Origin of the sequence: Rahnella sp. CJA17(1/100), from assembly GCF_963881615.1 — a bacterium.
Taxonomy (GTDB): domain Bacteria; phylum Pseudomonadota; class Gammaproteobacteria; order Enterobacterales; family Enterobacteriaceae; genus Rahnella; species Rahnella aceris.
This window is the reverse complement of the sequence record NZ_CAWOJA010000064.1, coordinates 88,654-103,705: the sequence shown is the minus strand read 5'-3', so window position 1 is coordinate 103,705 and position 15,052 is coordinate 88,654. Positions and strand designations below refer to the sequence as shown.

General features: G+C 53.3%; 12 protein-coding genes. 6 read left to right on the top strand and 6 right to left on the bottom strand.

All coding sequences use genetic code 11. The features are described from left to right. Window positions 1-50: 50 nt before the first annotated feature. The 3 genes from AACU55_RS21110 to puuD are packed head-to-tail and all read right to left on the bottom strand — an operon-like array spanning window position 51 to window position 2,780. Window positions 51-1,364 (bottom strand): NAD(P)/FAD-dependent oxidoreductase, encoded by a 1,314-nt coding sequence (locus AACU55_RS21110; protein WP_051931096.1) that lies wholly within the window; start codon window positions 1,362-1,364, stop codon window positions 51-53. A gap of 50 nt (window positions 1,365-1,414) precedes the next feature. Beyond that, the gene (puuR, locus tag AACU55_RS21105; protein WP_013574900.1) at window positions 1,415-1,972 is read right to left on the bottom strand and encodes an HTH-type transcriptional regulator PuuR; all 558 of its coding nucleotides are present in this window, start codon (window positions 1,970-1,972) and stop codon (window positions 1,415-1,417) included. A gap of 4 nt (window positions 1,973-1,976) precedes the next feature. After that, window positions 1,977-2,780, bottom strand: a complete 804-nt coding sequence (gene puuD, locus AACU55_RS21100) for a gamma-glutamyl-gamma-aminobutyrate hydrolase (protein ID WP_015689631.1) — start codon at window positions 2,778-2,780, stop codon at window positions 1,977-1,979. Between the two features lie 373 nt (window positions 2,781-3,153). Between puuD and AACU55_RS21095 the strand changes: the two genes are divergently transcribed. Beyond that, complete coding sequence (locus AACU55_RS21095; RefSeq protein WP_051931116.1) at window positions 3,154-4,578, top strand: glutamine synthetase family protein; 1,425 nt, start codon at window positions 3,154-3,156, stop codon at window positions 4,576-4,578. Between the two features lie 461 nt (window positions 4,579-5,039). Beyond that, the gene (locus AACU55_RS21090) at window positions 5,040-6,416 is read left to right on the top strand and encodes an APC family permease (RefSeq protein WP_013574904.1); all 1,377 of its coding nucleotides are present in this window, start codon (window positions 5,040-5,042) and stop codon (window positions 6,414-6,416) included. A 146-nt stretch (window positions 6,417-6,562) separates the two neighbouring features. Here AACU55_RS21090 and sbcB read toward each other — a convergent pair whose 3' ends face one another. Further along, a complete protein-coding gene (gene sbcB / locus AACU55_RS21085) occupies window positions 6,563-7,990 on the bottom strand; it encodes an exodeoxyribonuclease I (RefSeq protein WP_037036569.1) in 1,428 nt (475 codons plus the stop codon). 237 nt (window positions 7,991-8,227) lie between these two features. On the opposite strand from sbcB, the gene AACU55_RS21080 reads away from it, so the two are divergent. Together AACU55_RS21080 and AACU55_RS21075 are read left to right on the top strand one after the other, a co-directional pair. Beyond that, entirely contained in the window at window positions 8,228-9,325 is a 1,098-nt protein-coding gene (locus AACU55_RS21080; protein ID WP_037035971.1) for an FUSC family protein, read from the top strand. Between the two features lie 167 nt (window positions 9,326-9,492). Next, window positions 9,493-9,825, top strand: a complete 333-nt coding sequence (locus AACU55_RS21075) for a DUF496 family protein (RefSeq protein WP_013574907.1) — start codon at window positions 9,493-9,495, stop codon at window positions 9,823-9,825. A gap of 63 nt (window positions 9,826-9,888) precedes the next feature. On the opposite strand, the gene AACU55_RS21070 is transcribed toward AACU55_RS21075, so the two are convergent. Both AACU55_RS21070 and AACU55_RS21065 read right to left on the bottom strand, forming a co-directional pair. Next, the gene (locus tag AACU55_RS21070) at window positions 9,889-10,848 is read right to left on the bottom strand and encodes a D-2-hydroxyacid dehydrogenase family protein (RefSeq protein ID WP_134706060.1); all 960 of its coding nucleotides are present in this window, start codon (window positions 10,846-10,848) and stop codon (window positions 9,889-9,891) included. A 203-nt stretch (window positions 10,849-11,051) separates the two neighbouring features. Then, a complete protein-coding gene (locus AACU55_RS21065; RefSeq protein ID WP_037035967.1) occupies window positions 11,052-12,155 on the bottom strand; it encodes an ABC transporter ATP-binding protein in 1,104 nt (367 codons plus the stop codon). 276 nt (window positions 12,156-12,431) lie between these two features. Between AACU55_RS21065 and AACU55_RS21060 the strand changes: the two genes are divergently transcribed. After that, the gene (locus AACU55_RS21060; RefSeq protein WP_013574910.1) at window positions 12,432-13,658 is read left to right on the top strand and encodes an extracellular solute-binding protein; all 1,227 of its coding nucleotides are present in this window, start codon (window positions 12,432-12,434) and stop codon (window positions 13,656-13,658) included. Between the two features lie 86 nt (window positions 13,659-13,744). Next, window positions 13,745-15,046 (top strand): carbohydrate ABC transporter permease, encoded by a 1,302-nt coding sequence (locus tag AACU55_RS21055; RefSeq protein ID WP_015689635.1) that lies wholly within the window; start codon window positions 13,745-13,747, stop codon window positions 15,044-15,046. The last annotated feature ends 6 nt before the right edge of the window (window positions 15,047-15,052 follow it).

The following is a 15,052-nucleotide window of genomic DNA, read 5'->3' as shown; positions in this document are numbered from 1 at the left end:
ACAGGGATTTCCCCGCAGTTTAAACTGCGGGGCTTTGCAGGATGAAAGGATTACACGCCCAGGCGGTCGCGCAGGGAATAATACGCTGCGCCCAGCATGGTAAATGGCACCTGGAAATTGCGGCCACCGAAGAACGGCATATGCGGTAAACGGGCGAACGCATCAAAACGTTCGGCGTCTCCGCGCAGCATTTCGGTGATGAGCTTCCCGGCCAGATGCGTCAGCGTCACGCCATGCCCGCTGTCACCCTGCATGTAATAGATGTTATTTTCCAGCCGGCCAAATTGCGGCAGGCGCGATAACGTCAGCAGGAAATTGCCGCCCCAGCGGTAATCAATCTTGACGCCTTTAAGCTGCGGAAAGGTGCGGTTAAGTTTGGGCAGGATCACCGAATCGATATTCGGCGGATTTTTACCGCCGTAGGTCACACCGCCGCCGTACAGCATCCGGTTGTCAGCGGTGAGACGGAAATAATCGAGCAGATAATTGCAGTCTTCGACGCAGTAATTGTTGGGCAACAGTGAGAGTGCCATGTCATCCGACAGCGGTTCTGTGGCGACAATCTGTGAGCCACACGGCATGCTGAGACGCGTGAGGCGCGGCGCAAGCTGCTGACTCAGATAGGCGTTGCCCGCCAGAATCACATATTTGGCGCTGACCTGACCTTTGGCCGTGTGCACTAACGCCGGTTCGCCGTGGTCAATGCGCGTGACTGCCGATCCTTCAAATATACGCCCGCCATGACGCCGCACCGCTTCGGCTTCGCCCAGCACCAGATTCAGCGGATGAAGGTGGCCGCCATTTTTATCCAGCAGCCCGCCGACATAACGGTCGGTGGCGATTTCGCGCCGCACGGCGGTTTCATCCAGCAGGGTCAGTTCAGTATGGCCGTAACGGTTCCACAGTTTTTGCTGGTCGCGCAGTTTCGAAAGCTGGCGTGCACTCAGCGCGGCAAAAATACAGCCGGGGCGATAGTCACAGTCGATGGCATACTGATCGATGCGCTGACGGATGATGTTCGCCCCTTCAAACATCATGCTGCCGAGCATATCAGCGGTCTGCCGTCCGTAGCGGTCTTCAATCACATCAATATCGCGGCTGTAAGAATTGACCACCTGCCCGCCGTTACGCCCGCTGGCGCCCCAGCCGACCCGTGCGGCCTCAAGCACCACCACATCGTAACCGGCCTCACACAGATATAAAGCAGAAGAAATGCCGGTAAAACCGGCACCGACAATGCAGACATCGCACTCAATATTGTCTGTCAGTTCCGGCCACGGGGCGTGGTCGTTGACAGAACCGGCGTAATAGCTGTCGGTGTGCGGCACACCGGCAGCGCGGGGACTTCCTGTTTGAGCAGTCATGATGACATCCTTCTTCGGGTTCCCGTTGCCACGCCCGGAGCCGATGACAACTAGAAGGTATTAGGGGTATGCGCGCTGACAATCCTGCAAATCCGCGTCGAAATATTACTGAAGCTATGAGGGTTCGCGGTGTTAATGGCATAACTTTGCCCCGCACGCAGCGGGTAACTCTGACCGTTGACGGTTAAGATGATTTCTCCTTCTAACAGGGTGCCGACTTCCTCACCCTGATGTTTGATTTTGTCACCTGTGGTGCTGCCGGGCTGATAGGTTTCCAGCAACATGGCAACGGTATGGTTTGGCGTGCCGTTGTGGACCATGCGCATGGACACGCCGCGGCTGCCGATTTCAATTAAATCCGCCGCATTAATCACGATACGCGGCGCGTTACTTTTATGTTCTTCGGCGAAAAACTCCGAAAGTGACAGCCCGTAAACCCGCAATAACTTTTGCAACGTACTGACGGCGGGGCTGACTTTATCCTGTTCGATGGTGCTGATGGCGCTGTGTGTCAGGCCAGACAACTCGGCGGCTTTGCGCTGTGACATTCCGAGTTGCTGGCGAATTTCAGAAAGCCGGCGACCAGGCGCCAGACTGACTTCGCTCATCCGTTTATTCCTCTCGTGCGCTCCGGGCCTGATGGCCCTTGCGACAGGCAGCGATAAAAGCGTTAAACAGCTGACGCGACACCGGGTCGGTCAGACTGTGCCATTCCGGATGCCACTGCACACCAAGGGCAAACGGATGATTGCGGACACTCACGGCTTCCACCAGATTGTCCGGTGCGCGTGCTTCCACGGTCAGTATGTCACCCAGACGGTTGGCTCCCTGACCGTGAAGGGAGTTCACCTGAAACTGCTGATAATCGGGTAATAATTCCGAAAGTAAGCCGCCCGGTTCGATATGTACCGGATGCACGAGATCATACTGATTGTCGTGCGGCAAGGTGGTGTCTTCGCGGTGATCCATATAGCCCGGCACGTCCTGCACTTTACGGTGCAAACTGCCGCCGGTGGCAACCACCAGTTCCTGCAATCCGCGACAGGCGGCGAACAACGGGATTTTTTTATCCAGCGTCGCGCGGATCAACTGCAAACTCAAGCGGTCACGGCCGGGATCGGCCTGCTCCTCGACACCTTCTTCACCGTACTGATGAGGCTCAATATTGCTGGGGCTGCCGGTGAGGAAGATGCCGTCGAGACCGCGCAGAATCTGGTCTATCGCGCCTTCGCGCGCTGCCAGTTCATGTGGCAGACAAACGGGAAGGGCATCGGCGTTGAAAATGGCGTCCAGATACTTTTCGTGGACAGTCAGGGCTGGATTTTCATCAACGATGTTTTTACACATGACTACCCCAATGACCGGTCTGTAGCGCGTCTCTTTTCCCGCAGATGCCGTGGAAAATATATTGCCCATAATACCGCCTCGTTGAGTAGATGAATTGGCTGACAGTACGTGCCTCCCCGCACGTTACTGCTCAGAATATTGACCTTATATTGACCAATTTAGCAGCGCTCAGGTCGCTTTTCAAACTGATATGTTGCGGTAATGTACATGTTGCAAATAATTAATGTTAAGGCTAGGGTTAATGATATGGCCGTTATTTTGAGCAATAAACGGTTTGAGCATAAAAGAGCTTTGAGTAAAAAACTGAGAGGATCCCCACTCCATGAGAGCACAGCGTTGAACAAAGTGATGACCCGGTAAAGATAACCGGCTGGCACCCTGTTGGAGCCTGATATGCCGGAAACCAGCAAATGGCGGAAAACCTATGCAAGCGACTGAACTGATGAATGAAATTAAGAAAGAGATTAGCGGGACCGAGCCCCTCGCTAAGCACGTTGAAGAGCGAAGTAGCGCGTTCCAGGATGAAGTATCCCAATACCTGGAGCGTCACCCGCAAACCCTTCACGTCGACGTCCTGCTCACCGATCTCAATGGCTCCTTCCGCGGCAAACGCATTCCCGTCTCAGCACTCCGTAAACTCGAAAAAGGTTGTTATTTCCCGGCATCGGTCTTCGCCATGGACATTCTCGGTAATGTTGTGGAAGAAGCCGGACTAGGCCAGGAACTGGGCGAACCCGACCGCACCTGTGTGCCGGTTCCCGGAACCTTAACGCCATCGGCTTCCGACCCTGAACATACCGGCCAGTTGCTTCTGACCATGCTTGACGAAGATGGCACTCCCTTTAACGTTGAACCACGCAATGTGCTTAATCATATCTGGCAAACATTGCGCCAGCGGGGCCTGTTCCCGGTGGTAGCGGTAGAGCTGGAGTTCTATCTGCTCGACAGGCAGCGTGATGCGGAAGGCTATATTCAGCCACCCTGCACCCCGGGGACGCAGGAACGCAGCATGCATACTCAGGTTTACTCCGTCGATAATCTCGATCACTTTGCGGATGTGCTCAGTGACATTGATCGTCTGGCGCACATTCAGGGGTTACCTGCGGATGGCGCGGTGGCGGAATCCTCACCGGGCCAGTTCGAAATCAATCTGCACCACAGCGAAAATATTCTGCGCGCCTGTGATTACGCCCTGATGCTCAAACGTCTGGTGCGTCTGGTGGCGGAAAATCACGATATGGACGCCACCTTTATGGCGAAACCTTACGATGAATATGCGGGCAGCGGGATGCACATCCATCTCAGCGTGCTCGACGACAACGGTAAAAACCTGTTTGCCAATGCCAGTGGCGAAGATTCTGAACTGATGAAACGCGCGCTCGCTGGCATGATTGCACTGATGCCGGCCTCTATGGCGGTGCTGGCGCCAAACGTCAATTCCTTCCGCCGCTTCCAGCCGGGCATGTATGTGCCGACGCAGGCGTCGTGGGGGCACAATAACCGTACTGTTGCCCTGCGTGTTCCTTGCAGCGGAACCGCCGATCACCGCGTGGAATATCGCGTGGCCGGTGCCGATGCTAACCCGTATTTAGTGGTCGCCACCGTACTGGCGGGCATGCTGTATGGTCTGGACAACGATTTGCCATTACCCGAACCGGTCACCGGTAACGGTCTGGAACAGGAAGGTATTCCGCTGCCTATCCGCCAGAGCGATGCGCTGTATGATTTTGACGATCAGCCTGCGCTGAAGAAAATCCTCGGCGAACGTTTCTCACACGTCTATCACACCTGTAAATCCGATGAACTGTTGCAGTTCGAGAGAAGGGTGACGGAAACGGAGATAGACTGGATGCTCCGCAACGCGTAGCACGGTTAACGAATACGCGCATTATGTTCAATACTGGAAAAGAATTTGTAACGCAACGCCTGTGAATGTTGTCATTCATGCGTGATTTGTGCAAAATACGCCGCACTGCAGATAACCGACGCTTAAAGGCGCCGGTTATTTTTTTTGTATATGCAGTACCCAAACTAATTCAACAGAGGCCGGACCCAGATCCGGATAGATAACAAGGTTCGTGTGCGATCCCAAATTAAAAACGGTCGCCACTATGAGGAAATGTAATATGGGGCAATACTTCAAACCTGTACCGGTGCCTGCCGGTGCTTCTGTCAGCTGCGGTCACATTCGCACAGCCTTCACCTCCGCGTTCAGCGACGTGAAGATCTACCCCCCGTTTACTGGTAATAACTCCCGAAGTTTTCCCTGTACGTTGCTTTCAGAGGCGTTTAAGCGCCCGGTGTCTGCAATCCAGGGAGGGCTGAACCATGTCTGCTAATGCATCTGCCGCTCCGGCCACTCAGCGTGTACAACTGCGTAAAACCCTGACACTGGTTCAGGTTGTCATGATGGGGCTTGCCTATCTGCAACCGATGACCATTTTCGATACGTTCGGCATTGTTTCCGGCCTGACCGATGGTCACGTCGCGACAGCGTACATCTTCGCGCTGATCGCCGTTCTGTTTACTGCCGTGAGCTACGGCAAACTGGTGCAGCGTTTCCCGTCTGCCGGTTCTGCTTACACTTACGCGCAAAAAGCTATCAGCCCGCACGTCGGCTTTATGGTCGGCTGGTCATCACTGCTGGACTACCTGTTCATGCCGATGATCAACATCCTGCTGGCGAAAATCTATCTGGAAGCCATCTTCCCGGGCGTGCCGTCATGGATATTTGTGGTGGCGCTGGTCGGCATGATGACTGCGTTCAACCTGCGTGGTATCAAGATTGTGGCGAACCTGAACAGCATTATCGTTGTGGTGCAGGTGGCGATCATGGTGGTGTTCCTGGGTCTGTTAGTCCGTGGCGTTTATATGGGCGAGGGGATGGGTACGCTGGCAACCACTAAACCGTTCTTCAGTGAGAATGCGCACGTGGTGCCGATGATTACCGGTGCGACCATTCTGTGCTTCTCATTCCTGGGCTTTGACGGTATCAGTTCACTGTCTGAAGAAACGCCAAACGCGGGCAAAGTCATTCCGAAAGCGATTTTCCTGACCGCGCTGATTGGCGGCATCATCTTCGTGGTGGTGTCTTACTTCCTGCAACTGTATTTCCCGGACATCTCGCGCTTTAAAGATCCGGACGCGTCTCAGCCTGAAATCATGCTGTACGTGGCAGGTAAGTTCTTCCAGTCCGTCATTCTGTGTTTCAGTTGTGTAACCGTTCTGGCATCAGGCATGGCCGCACATGCGGGTGTTTCCCGTCTGCTGTACGTGATGGGCCGCGATGGCGTGTTCCCGGAAAAACTGTTCGGTTACGTGCATCCGAAATGGCGTACCCCGACGTTCAACGTATTGCTGGTCGGCGTTGTGGCGATGTCTGCGATAACCTTTGATCTGGTGACAGCGACCGCGCTGATTAACTTCGGTGCGCTGGTGGCGTTCACCTTCGTGAACCTGTCGGTAATTTCACAGTTCTACATCCGTGAAAAACGTAACCGTACGCTGAAAGATCACATCAGTTACCTGATCCTGCCAGTAATTGGTGCGCTGACCGTCGGTGCACTGTGGCTGAACCTGGAATCGAGTTCGATGACATTGGGCTTAGTCTGGGGGGCGATTGGCCTCGGGTATCTGGCGTTCATCACCAATGCGTTTCGTAAGCAGCCTCCGCAGATGAGCGGGGAGATAGCGCCGGAAGCGTGATTTGTTCCGCGCCCTTCCCTGCGAAGGGGAGGGCCGGGGTGGGGTATTGAAGCGAAATCAATGAGTTGAAGTTTGCTTTGACGTGGTGTTAGCCCTTTATACCCCGCTCGCAGCCTTTCCCCTTCGCATGGGGAGGCGCAAACCGATTAACCCACCAGTTTCTTCCCATATTCAAACAGCGCCTTGAGAAGCGCCATCTTCTCAGCATCCCCCTCATGCAAGTTATAGAGCGATTCAAGCTCTAAAATGTACGCCTGCACACGCTCGTCCGTCAGTTTCTCCTGGCGATGCAACATCCAGCGTTTCTGTTCGGCATCGGTCAGCGTGGCAGGGTAGTTGCGGGCGCGGAAACGAAACAACAGCGGTTCGATGCGGGAATCATTAAAGGTCAGATCCAGCGCGGGAAGGTTCTCCGGACGGGTTTCCACAATGATGCGCATGGCCGCGCGATCGGCATCGCTGAAAAAACCGTCGTAAAGACGGGCGTCTACGTCATCGGAAGGCGTAAACGGCTCTGCTTCAGCAAACATCGTGACCACTTTCTCGCGCACCTGCGGGTTCTGACGCAGTAACTGCAAATTCTCAAGACAACGCTGACGATCAATCCCCAGCCGTTCGGCATTTTCCGGCAACAGTGTTTTCGCCGGTGCCAGCACCGGACATTTGTTGATGTGCACCAGCTTGACCGGCAGCGGAGATTGACCCGCCTGCAACGCCTCGCGGCGACTGTACAAACGTTCGCGCATCTCATCAGGATTGAGATCTAACAGCGTCGACATATCACCGGCCAGATCGCACATGATCACGGCGTTCTTGTTTTCAGGATGCCACGCCAGTGGTGCGACCCACGCGGTATTCCCGCGCGCCGCGCCGAACATACCGGAAACATGCACCAGCGGGGCCATGGCAGGAATGTCGATCAGGGTATTGAGTTTATGTTTGCTGCGATGCTCAAGCAGGAAGCTGAACAAACGCGGTTGCGCCTGTTTCACCAGCTTTGCCATGGCAATAGTGGCGTAGACATCGGCCATCGCGTCATGGGCATTTTCGTGTTCAATGCCGTTGGCTTTGGTCAGATGTTCCAGACGGAAGCTCGGAAAACCGTCATCATTTTCCGGCCAGTTGATGCCTTCCGGACGCAGCGCATAACAGGCGCGCATCACATCCAGCAAATCCCAGCGGGAATTGCCGTTCTGCCAGCTGTAGGCATACGGATCGTAAAAGTTGCGATAAAGGATATTACGGCTGACTTCATCGTCGAAACGGATATTGTTATATCCGACAATGCATGTGCCCGGCACGCTGAAAGCTTTATGGATTTGCGCGGTAAACTCGGCTTCGATCAGGCCGCGTTCCAGCGCCACTTGTGGCGTAATACCGGTGATCATCACCGCTTCAGGTTCAGGCAGATAATCGTCAGAAGGGCGGCAATAAATCACCAGCGGTTCTTCGATAATATTGAAATCTTCGTCAGTTCTCACTCCGGCAAATTGTGCCGGGCGATCCAGCGCCGGGTTTTTACCGAATGTCTCGTAATCGTGGAAATAAAAAGTTTTTTGCGGCTTGTCTGACATGACGGAAATAACCTTAATCAGTGCGGAATGAATGAACTCGACGGCGACTAGGATACCATCCGCCACAATGAAGTCATGACAAAATGCGCAGGCATGGAACACATCATCAGAATCGGCCCGTTATTCCGCAATACCGCACCGCCCCCCCAAATCCCTGACAAAAACCAGGGTGATCCCCTCTGGTAACTCGGCTAAACTACCGCCTTCTTTGAATTTACGCCTTACGGCAGGCTCAACGTGCGTCTCGACAAGAAAATTTCTGCGCTGGATAACGTCATTTACCGTAATTACAGAATGACTCACGCCCTGCGGATCGCGGTGGCATTTATTCTGACATTCCTGATTGTCCGTCTGACGAAAATCCCCGAAGGTACCTGGCCGCTGATCACCCTGGTCGTGGTGATGGGACCGATGTCGTTTTGGGGAAACGTGCTTCAGCGGGTGCTGGAGCGCATTACCGGCACGGTATTGGGTTCCGTTTCCGGGCTGATTGCCTTATGGCTCGAGCTGTACTCCTTTCCGCTGATGCTGGTGTGGTGCGGAATTGTGATGTTTGTCAGCGGCTATCTGACCCTTGGCAAGCGTCCGTATATGGCGCTGCTGATCGGCATTACGCTGGCGGTGGTGTGTGGCGCAGGGCCGGGCGATATGAATACCGCGCTGTGGCGTTCCGGCGATGTGATTTTCGGATCCCTGCTGGCGCTGCTTTTCGCCAGTATTTATCCGCAGCGCGCGTTTATTCACTGGCGCATGCAGATGGCCGATTACCTGATGTCGCTGAACAAACTCTACAGCGCGTGGTTATCGCCGAATATGCTCGAACGCCCGCATCTGCACGGTAAAATGAAAACGACGATGGGGCAGATGGTCAAAATGCGCGCTCTGTTCGCTCCCGCCAGTAAGGAATCGCATATTCCGCGTGAAGTGTTTGATGCGATCCAGACCCTGAGCCGTAATCTGTTGTGTACGCTGGAACTGCTGGCCGATGCCTACTGGAGTTCGCGCGAAAGCCATTTCCTGATGCTCAATGCCCGCACGCTGCGCAGTGCGCAACTGCTGATGCTCAATACGCTGGAAAAGCTCAGTCTGATGCTGATGAACGGCACGCGAGGCGACGAACTGACGATCAATCATCAGCTCAACGAATCTGCGGAAGAGCTGAAAGCGCTGATGGCGGAAATGAATGCAGCAAATCATCTGGAAGCGCAGGTGTATGGCTATGTGTGGCTGAGTTCACAGGTAGCGGAACAACTGCGGGCTATGGGCGATCTGATCACCATGACGATGCAAAAAGAAGACGCTCAAATAAGCAGCGGTAAAACGCCGAAAGCATGAAGGGATTTTTGTCTGTGGCCTAAAACGGGTAAGATGGCGTTATTGGACGATTATCTGAGCGCGCAGCCCGATCTTTGCTACTCTTCTGCTAGCTGACAGTTAAGGCAGCACACGCGGTTGCGACAAGTCAGTCACTGAATCTGTGTAACTTAATCGAAGGTGTTAAAATGGACAATATCAATAAGCCGAGTTTCCAGGACGTTCTGGAGTTTGTGCGCATTTTCCGTCGTAAAAACAAATTACAACGCGAAATTGCTGACAACGAAAAGAAAATCCGTGACAACCAGAAACGTGTTCTGCTGCTCGACAACCTGAGTGATTACATCAAACCAGGTATGAGCATCGACGAAATTCAGGCGATCATTGCCAGCATGCGCGGCGACTATGAAGATCGCGTTGATGATTACATCATCCGCAATGCGGACCTGTCGAAAGAACGTCGTGAAATGTCCAAAAAGCTGAAAGCAATGGGCGAAATCAAAGCCAACGAAACCAAGTAGTTTCGTCGCGACCGAATACAAAAACCGGGTTGATGCCCGGTTTTTTTACGCCTGTTGTTTATCTTATTCCAAAACGCGTACCGGTTTTCCGGCCAGAAACGCCTGAATGTCTTCGACGGCTTCGGTGAAATACACCTGATAATTGCCGTCTGAAACGTAGCCCAGATGCGGCGTCGCCAGTAGGTTGGGTTGCGTTCTGAAAGGATGATCTGCCGGCAGCGGCTCGACATCAAACACATCCAGTCCGGCACCGGCAATCACACCCTTTTGCAACGCACTGAGCAGGGCGGGCTGATCGACAATCGCGGCGCGCGAGGTATTAATCAGCAGGGCGGAGGGCTTCATCTGCGCCAGTTCCTGCGCACCCAGCAAGCCGCGCGTGCGTTCGCCGAGCACCAGATGAATGGACACCACATCGCTGGTTTGCAGTAATTCTTCTTTCGATGCGCAAAGTGTCACACCCTGTTCCGCCGCGCGTTCTGCGGTCAGGTTCTGGCTCCACGCACACACATCCATACCGAACGCCTGCGCGATATGTGCCATCTTCTGACCGATCTTTCCCAGTCCCAGCAGACCAAGACGTTTGCCGCTCAGGCCAAAACCCAGCGTGCTTTGCCACGAGCCGTTGTGGCGAAACGCATTATTTTCAGTCATCAGATGCCGCGCCAGCCCGAGGATCAGTGCCCATGTCAGCTCAACCGGCGCAGACTGTCCGCTGCCGGTGCCACAGACCGTCACGCCATGCTTTTTCGCCGCCGCGAGATCTATTGAGGCATTGCGCATACCGGAGGTGATCAGCAGTTTCAGTTTGGGTAAACGGGTAAACAGCGCGGCGGTGAACGGTGTGCGCTCACGCATAATCACGACGATATCGGCGTCTTTCAGGGTTTCAGCGAGGGTGTTTTCATCAGCAATATGTTCCGTCAGCGCCTGGCATTCCACCTGCGGTGCCAGTGAGCGCCAGTCAGCCAGCGAAAGGGAAACGTTCTGGTAATCATCAAGAATGCGGCATTGCAGTGGCATGGGGATCCCTTATCTGAAAATCATGATAAAGAGATATAGCACTGAAACAGCCGGGAGGTGAAGTGTCCCGGTAAGCCCCTTTCCTTTATGCGGCGCCAAAGCCCTGCATCATAAAGGAAAGGGTGTGAATGAATCTGATGGGGGAAAGCCCTTTAGCGGGGAAAGTGCGGGAGGAGACCGCCGCAGCGGGCGGTCTGACAACATTAATGCAGATGTGAAAGGCTCGGCGCGCTGATGCGCAGACCGTCTTCGCTGAATACCATGCAACGTTTAGCATCGAACCAGGTGGTCAGGCTCTGATAAGGGTTGAACGCCATATCGCCCGGCAGCAGCATTTTGAAACCGTCGGTGCCATAACACTGACCAAACAGATAGGTGCTGTTGCCCAGCCGTTCAACCACTTCGCAGTTAAATTCCAGCACGTTTTCAGTTTCCTGCGACAGCAGATGCTCAGGTCGGATGCCGAGCGTCACTTTATCGCCTGCTGCCAGTTCGCTGGTGTTCAGCGCCAGCGTCAGCGTCTTCTCCGGCGTCAGGCGCACTTCGAGCCGCTCCGGCTGCCAGCTCAGCACCTCTGCAGGCAGAAAATTCATCTTCGGCGAGCCGATAAATCCGGCCACAAACTGATTCACCGGGTTGTAGTACAGATCCATCGGCGCGCCTGTCTGCTCGACTTTGCCGTAATTCATCACCACTATTTTATCGGCCAGCGTCATGGCTTCGGTCTGATCGTGCGTCACGTACACCATGGTGGTTTTCAGTTCCTGATGCAGCTTGGAAATGTGTAAACGCATATCCACCCGCAGCTCGGCATCCAGGTTAGACAGCGGCTCATCAAACATAAACACCTGCGGATTTCGCACAATCGCACGACCAATCGCGGTGCGCTGGCGCTGACCGCCGGAAAGCTGTTTCGGTTTTCTGTCCAGCAAATGAGAAAGTTGCAAGGTTTTGGCGACCATCTCCACCTGATGACGAATTTCCTCTTTCGGTACGCCGTTGACTTTTAGCCCGTAACCCATGTTTTCCGCAATGGTCATGTGCGGATACAGCGCGTAAGACTGAAACACCATCGCCACGCCACGGCGTGACGGGTCGACGTCATTCACCCGCTGCTCGCCAATGTAAACGTCTCCTTCCGTAATATCTTCCAGCCCGGCAATCATGCGCAGCAAGGTGGATTTTCCGCACCCGGACGGCCCGACGAAAACGGTGAACTCGCCGTCTTCAATATCAATATTGATGCCATGCAACGTCACTGTTTTATCGAAACGCTTGACCACATTTTTAAGTCTGATGCTGGACATGTTTGACCTCATGAAGAATTCATACCGCTGATGTTTCGGACTATAACCACCTTGTGTAAGCGTTTGCACAGGCGGGTTTGAATTTTGGAGAGAAGATCACACAATGCGCATCTTTTTGTAGTGATTTATGGTGTGTAAGTTTAACGTATAACATAGTTTTTAAGGCGACATTCATCATTGCTAAATCAGATTTTAAAGGGTTGTTTGTATAAAGTGTTGATTGACTGTCGTTACGTACCCTACAAAAATGTTATACCTTCACATTCAGGAGCGACAATGAAAATTACCCACCTTACTGCCCTGGTACTGATGTCATTAAGTCTCAGCAGCCAGGCCGTCCGGGCAGCAGAGGGACAGTTACTTGTCTGGGAAGATATTAAGAAATCTTCCGGTATTTCCGACGCGGTGAAAGATTTTGAAAAAGAGAACAACGTCAAAGTCGTTGTGCAGGAAACGCCTTACGCACAACAAACGGAGAAATTACGTCTGGATGGTCCGGCAGGCATTGGCCCCGATGTCGTCGTGATCCCCAATGATCAGCTGGGCACGGCAGTGGTACAGGGTTTACTGGCGCCACTGAATCTCGACAAAGCATTTCTGGCGAGCTTTACGCCGCCAGCATTGAACGCCTTCCAGCTTAAAGGCCAGACCTATGGGGTGCCGAAAGCGGTGGAAACGCTGGTGCTGATTTACAACAAAGATTTGCTGCCACAGGCACCGGCGACCCTCGACGAGTATTACACCTTCTCCAAAGCCGAAAGGGCGAAAGGTAAATATGGTCTGTTAGCCAAGTTTGATGAAGTGTATTACGCCTACGGCGCGATGGCCTCGATGGGCGGCTATATATTCGGTAAGGATGCTAAAGGCGAAATCAACGTCGAAGATATCGGCCTGAATAAACCGGGCAGCATTGAAGCCATTACTTACCTGAAAAAATTCTATGCCGACGGATTATTCCCGGCAGGAATTGTCGGCGATAACGGCCTGAACGCCATCGACTCGCTGTTTACTGAAAAGAAAGCGGCTGCGGTGATCACCGGTCCCTGGGCCTTCCAGCCGTATGAAGCTGCTGGCATTAACTATGGCGTGAAAGCGCTGCCGCTGTTGCCAAACGGCAAACCGATGAGTTCGTTCCTCGGCGTAAAAGGTTATGCGGTTTCAACCTACAGCAAGCAAAAACCGCTGGCCGAGAAATTCATCACCTTCATCAACCAGCCGAAGTACGCCAAGGTGCGTTACGAAGTGACCAAGGAAATCCCGGCACTGACGGCGCTGGTTAATGATCCGATGATCAAAAATGATGAGAAAGCCAACGCGGTGGCCGAACAATCCACCCGCGCCACGGCGATGCCGGGTGTACCTGAAATGCAGGAAGTCTGGGGGCCTGCGAACAACGGCATCCAGTTGGGTGTGACTGGCAAACAGCCGGTTGATGCCGCGCTGAACGACGCGGTGAAAAATATCCAGATGCAAATCGAAGCGGCGAAAGCCAGCAACGAATAACCGGCAACGCCTGCTGAAACCCACGTATGTCTGACCGGAGGGAGTGATTTCACTCCCTCACCAGTGAAAGGAACATCTTTGTGTCTATGCGTCTTCATGAGGAAAACCAGGCGCCACTCTCTGCCAGCCACCATGCACCGGTGGCGCTGGCTGTGGCGCTGATCCCCGGTTTTGGGCAGTTTTATAACCGGCAATGGGCCAAGGGAATACTGTTTTTTATCATTCTTATTTGTTTCGCCGGCGTCTTCTATGATTTCCTGCGTCAGGGATTATGGGGTTTATATACACTGGGCGAAGAAGTGCCGCGTGATAATTCGATATTTCTGCTCGCCAAAGGCATTATCAGCCTGCTGATTGGCGCGTTCGGCGTGGCCTTTTATTACTGGAGTCTGCGCGATGCGTGGGCAAATGGTAAACGCCGCGACCAGGGGATGGAATTACCCAGCGTGCGCAAGCAATATCATTTGCTGCTGCGTGAAGGTTTCCCTTATCTGATGATTACACCGGGCTTTATTTTGCTGGTGTTTGTGGTGGTCTTCCCGATTATATTCGGCTTCTCCATTGCGTTTACCAATTATAATTTATACCACACGCCGCCGGCTAAATTAGTCGACTGGGTGGGGTTCAAAAACTTTATTAATATCTTCACGCTCAATATCTGGCGCTCGACCTTGCTGGATGTATTGCAATGGACGGTGGTCTGGACCGTGCTGGCGACCACGCTGCAATGTACGGTTGGCGTGATGCTGGCAATTCTGGTCAATCAGAAAGATTTGCGCTTCAAGGCGCTGATTCGCACCGTGCTTATTTTGCCGTGGGCGGTGCCGGGTTTTGTCACCATTCTGGTGTTTGCGGGCATGTTCAATGATTCATTCGGTGTCATCAATAACGGCATTCTGGCTGCCTTAGGCATTGAGCCTAAAGCCTGGCTGACCGATCCGTTCTGGACCAAAACGGCGCTGATCCTGATGCAGACCTGGCTGGGCTTCCCGTTTGTGTTTGCCATGACTACCGGCGTATTGCAGGCCATTCCGAACGATTTATATGAAGCCGCGACAATGGATGGTGCCAGTACCTGGAAGAAACTCAAAACCATTACATTGCCGCTGGTCTTATATTCCATTGCGCCGATTATTATCACGCAATACACCTTCAACTTTAATAACTTCAATATTATCTATCTGTTTAATAACGGCGGCCCGGCAGTCGCCGGTTCGAATGCAGGCGGGACGGATATTCTGGTGTCGTGGATATATAAACTCACCATGTCATCTTCACAATATGCCATTGCCGCGACCATTACGATTTTGCTGTCGATATTTGTGGTCGGTATTGCTCTGTGGCAATTCCGCTCAACCAATTCATTTAAACAAGATGATATGGCGTAACCGGGG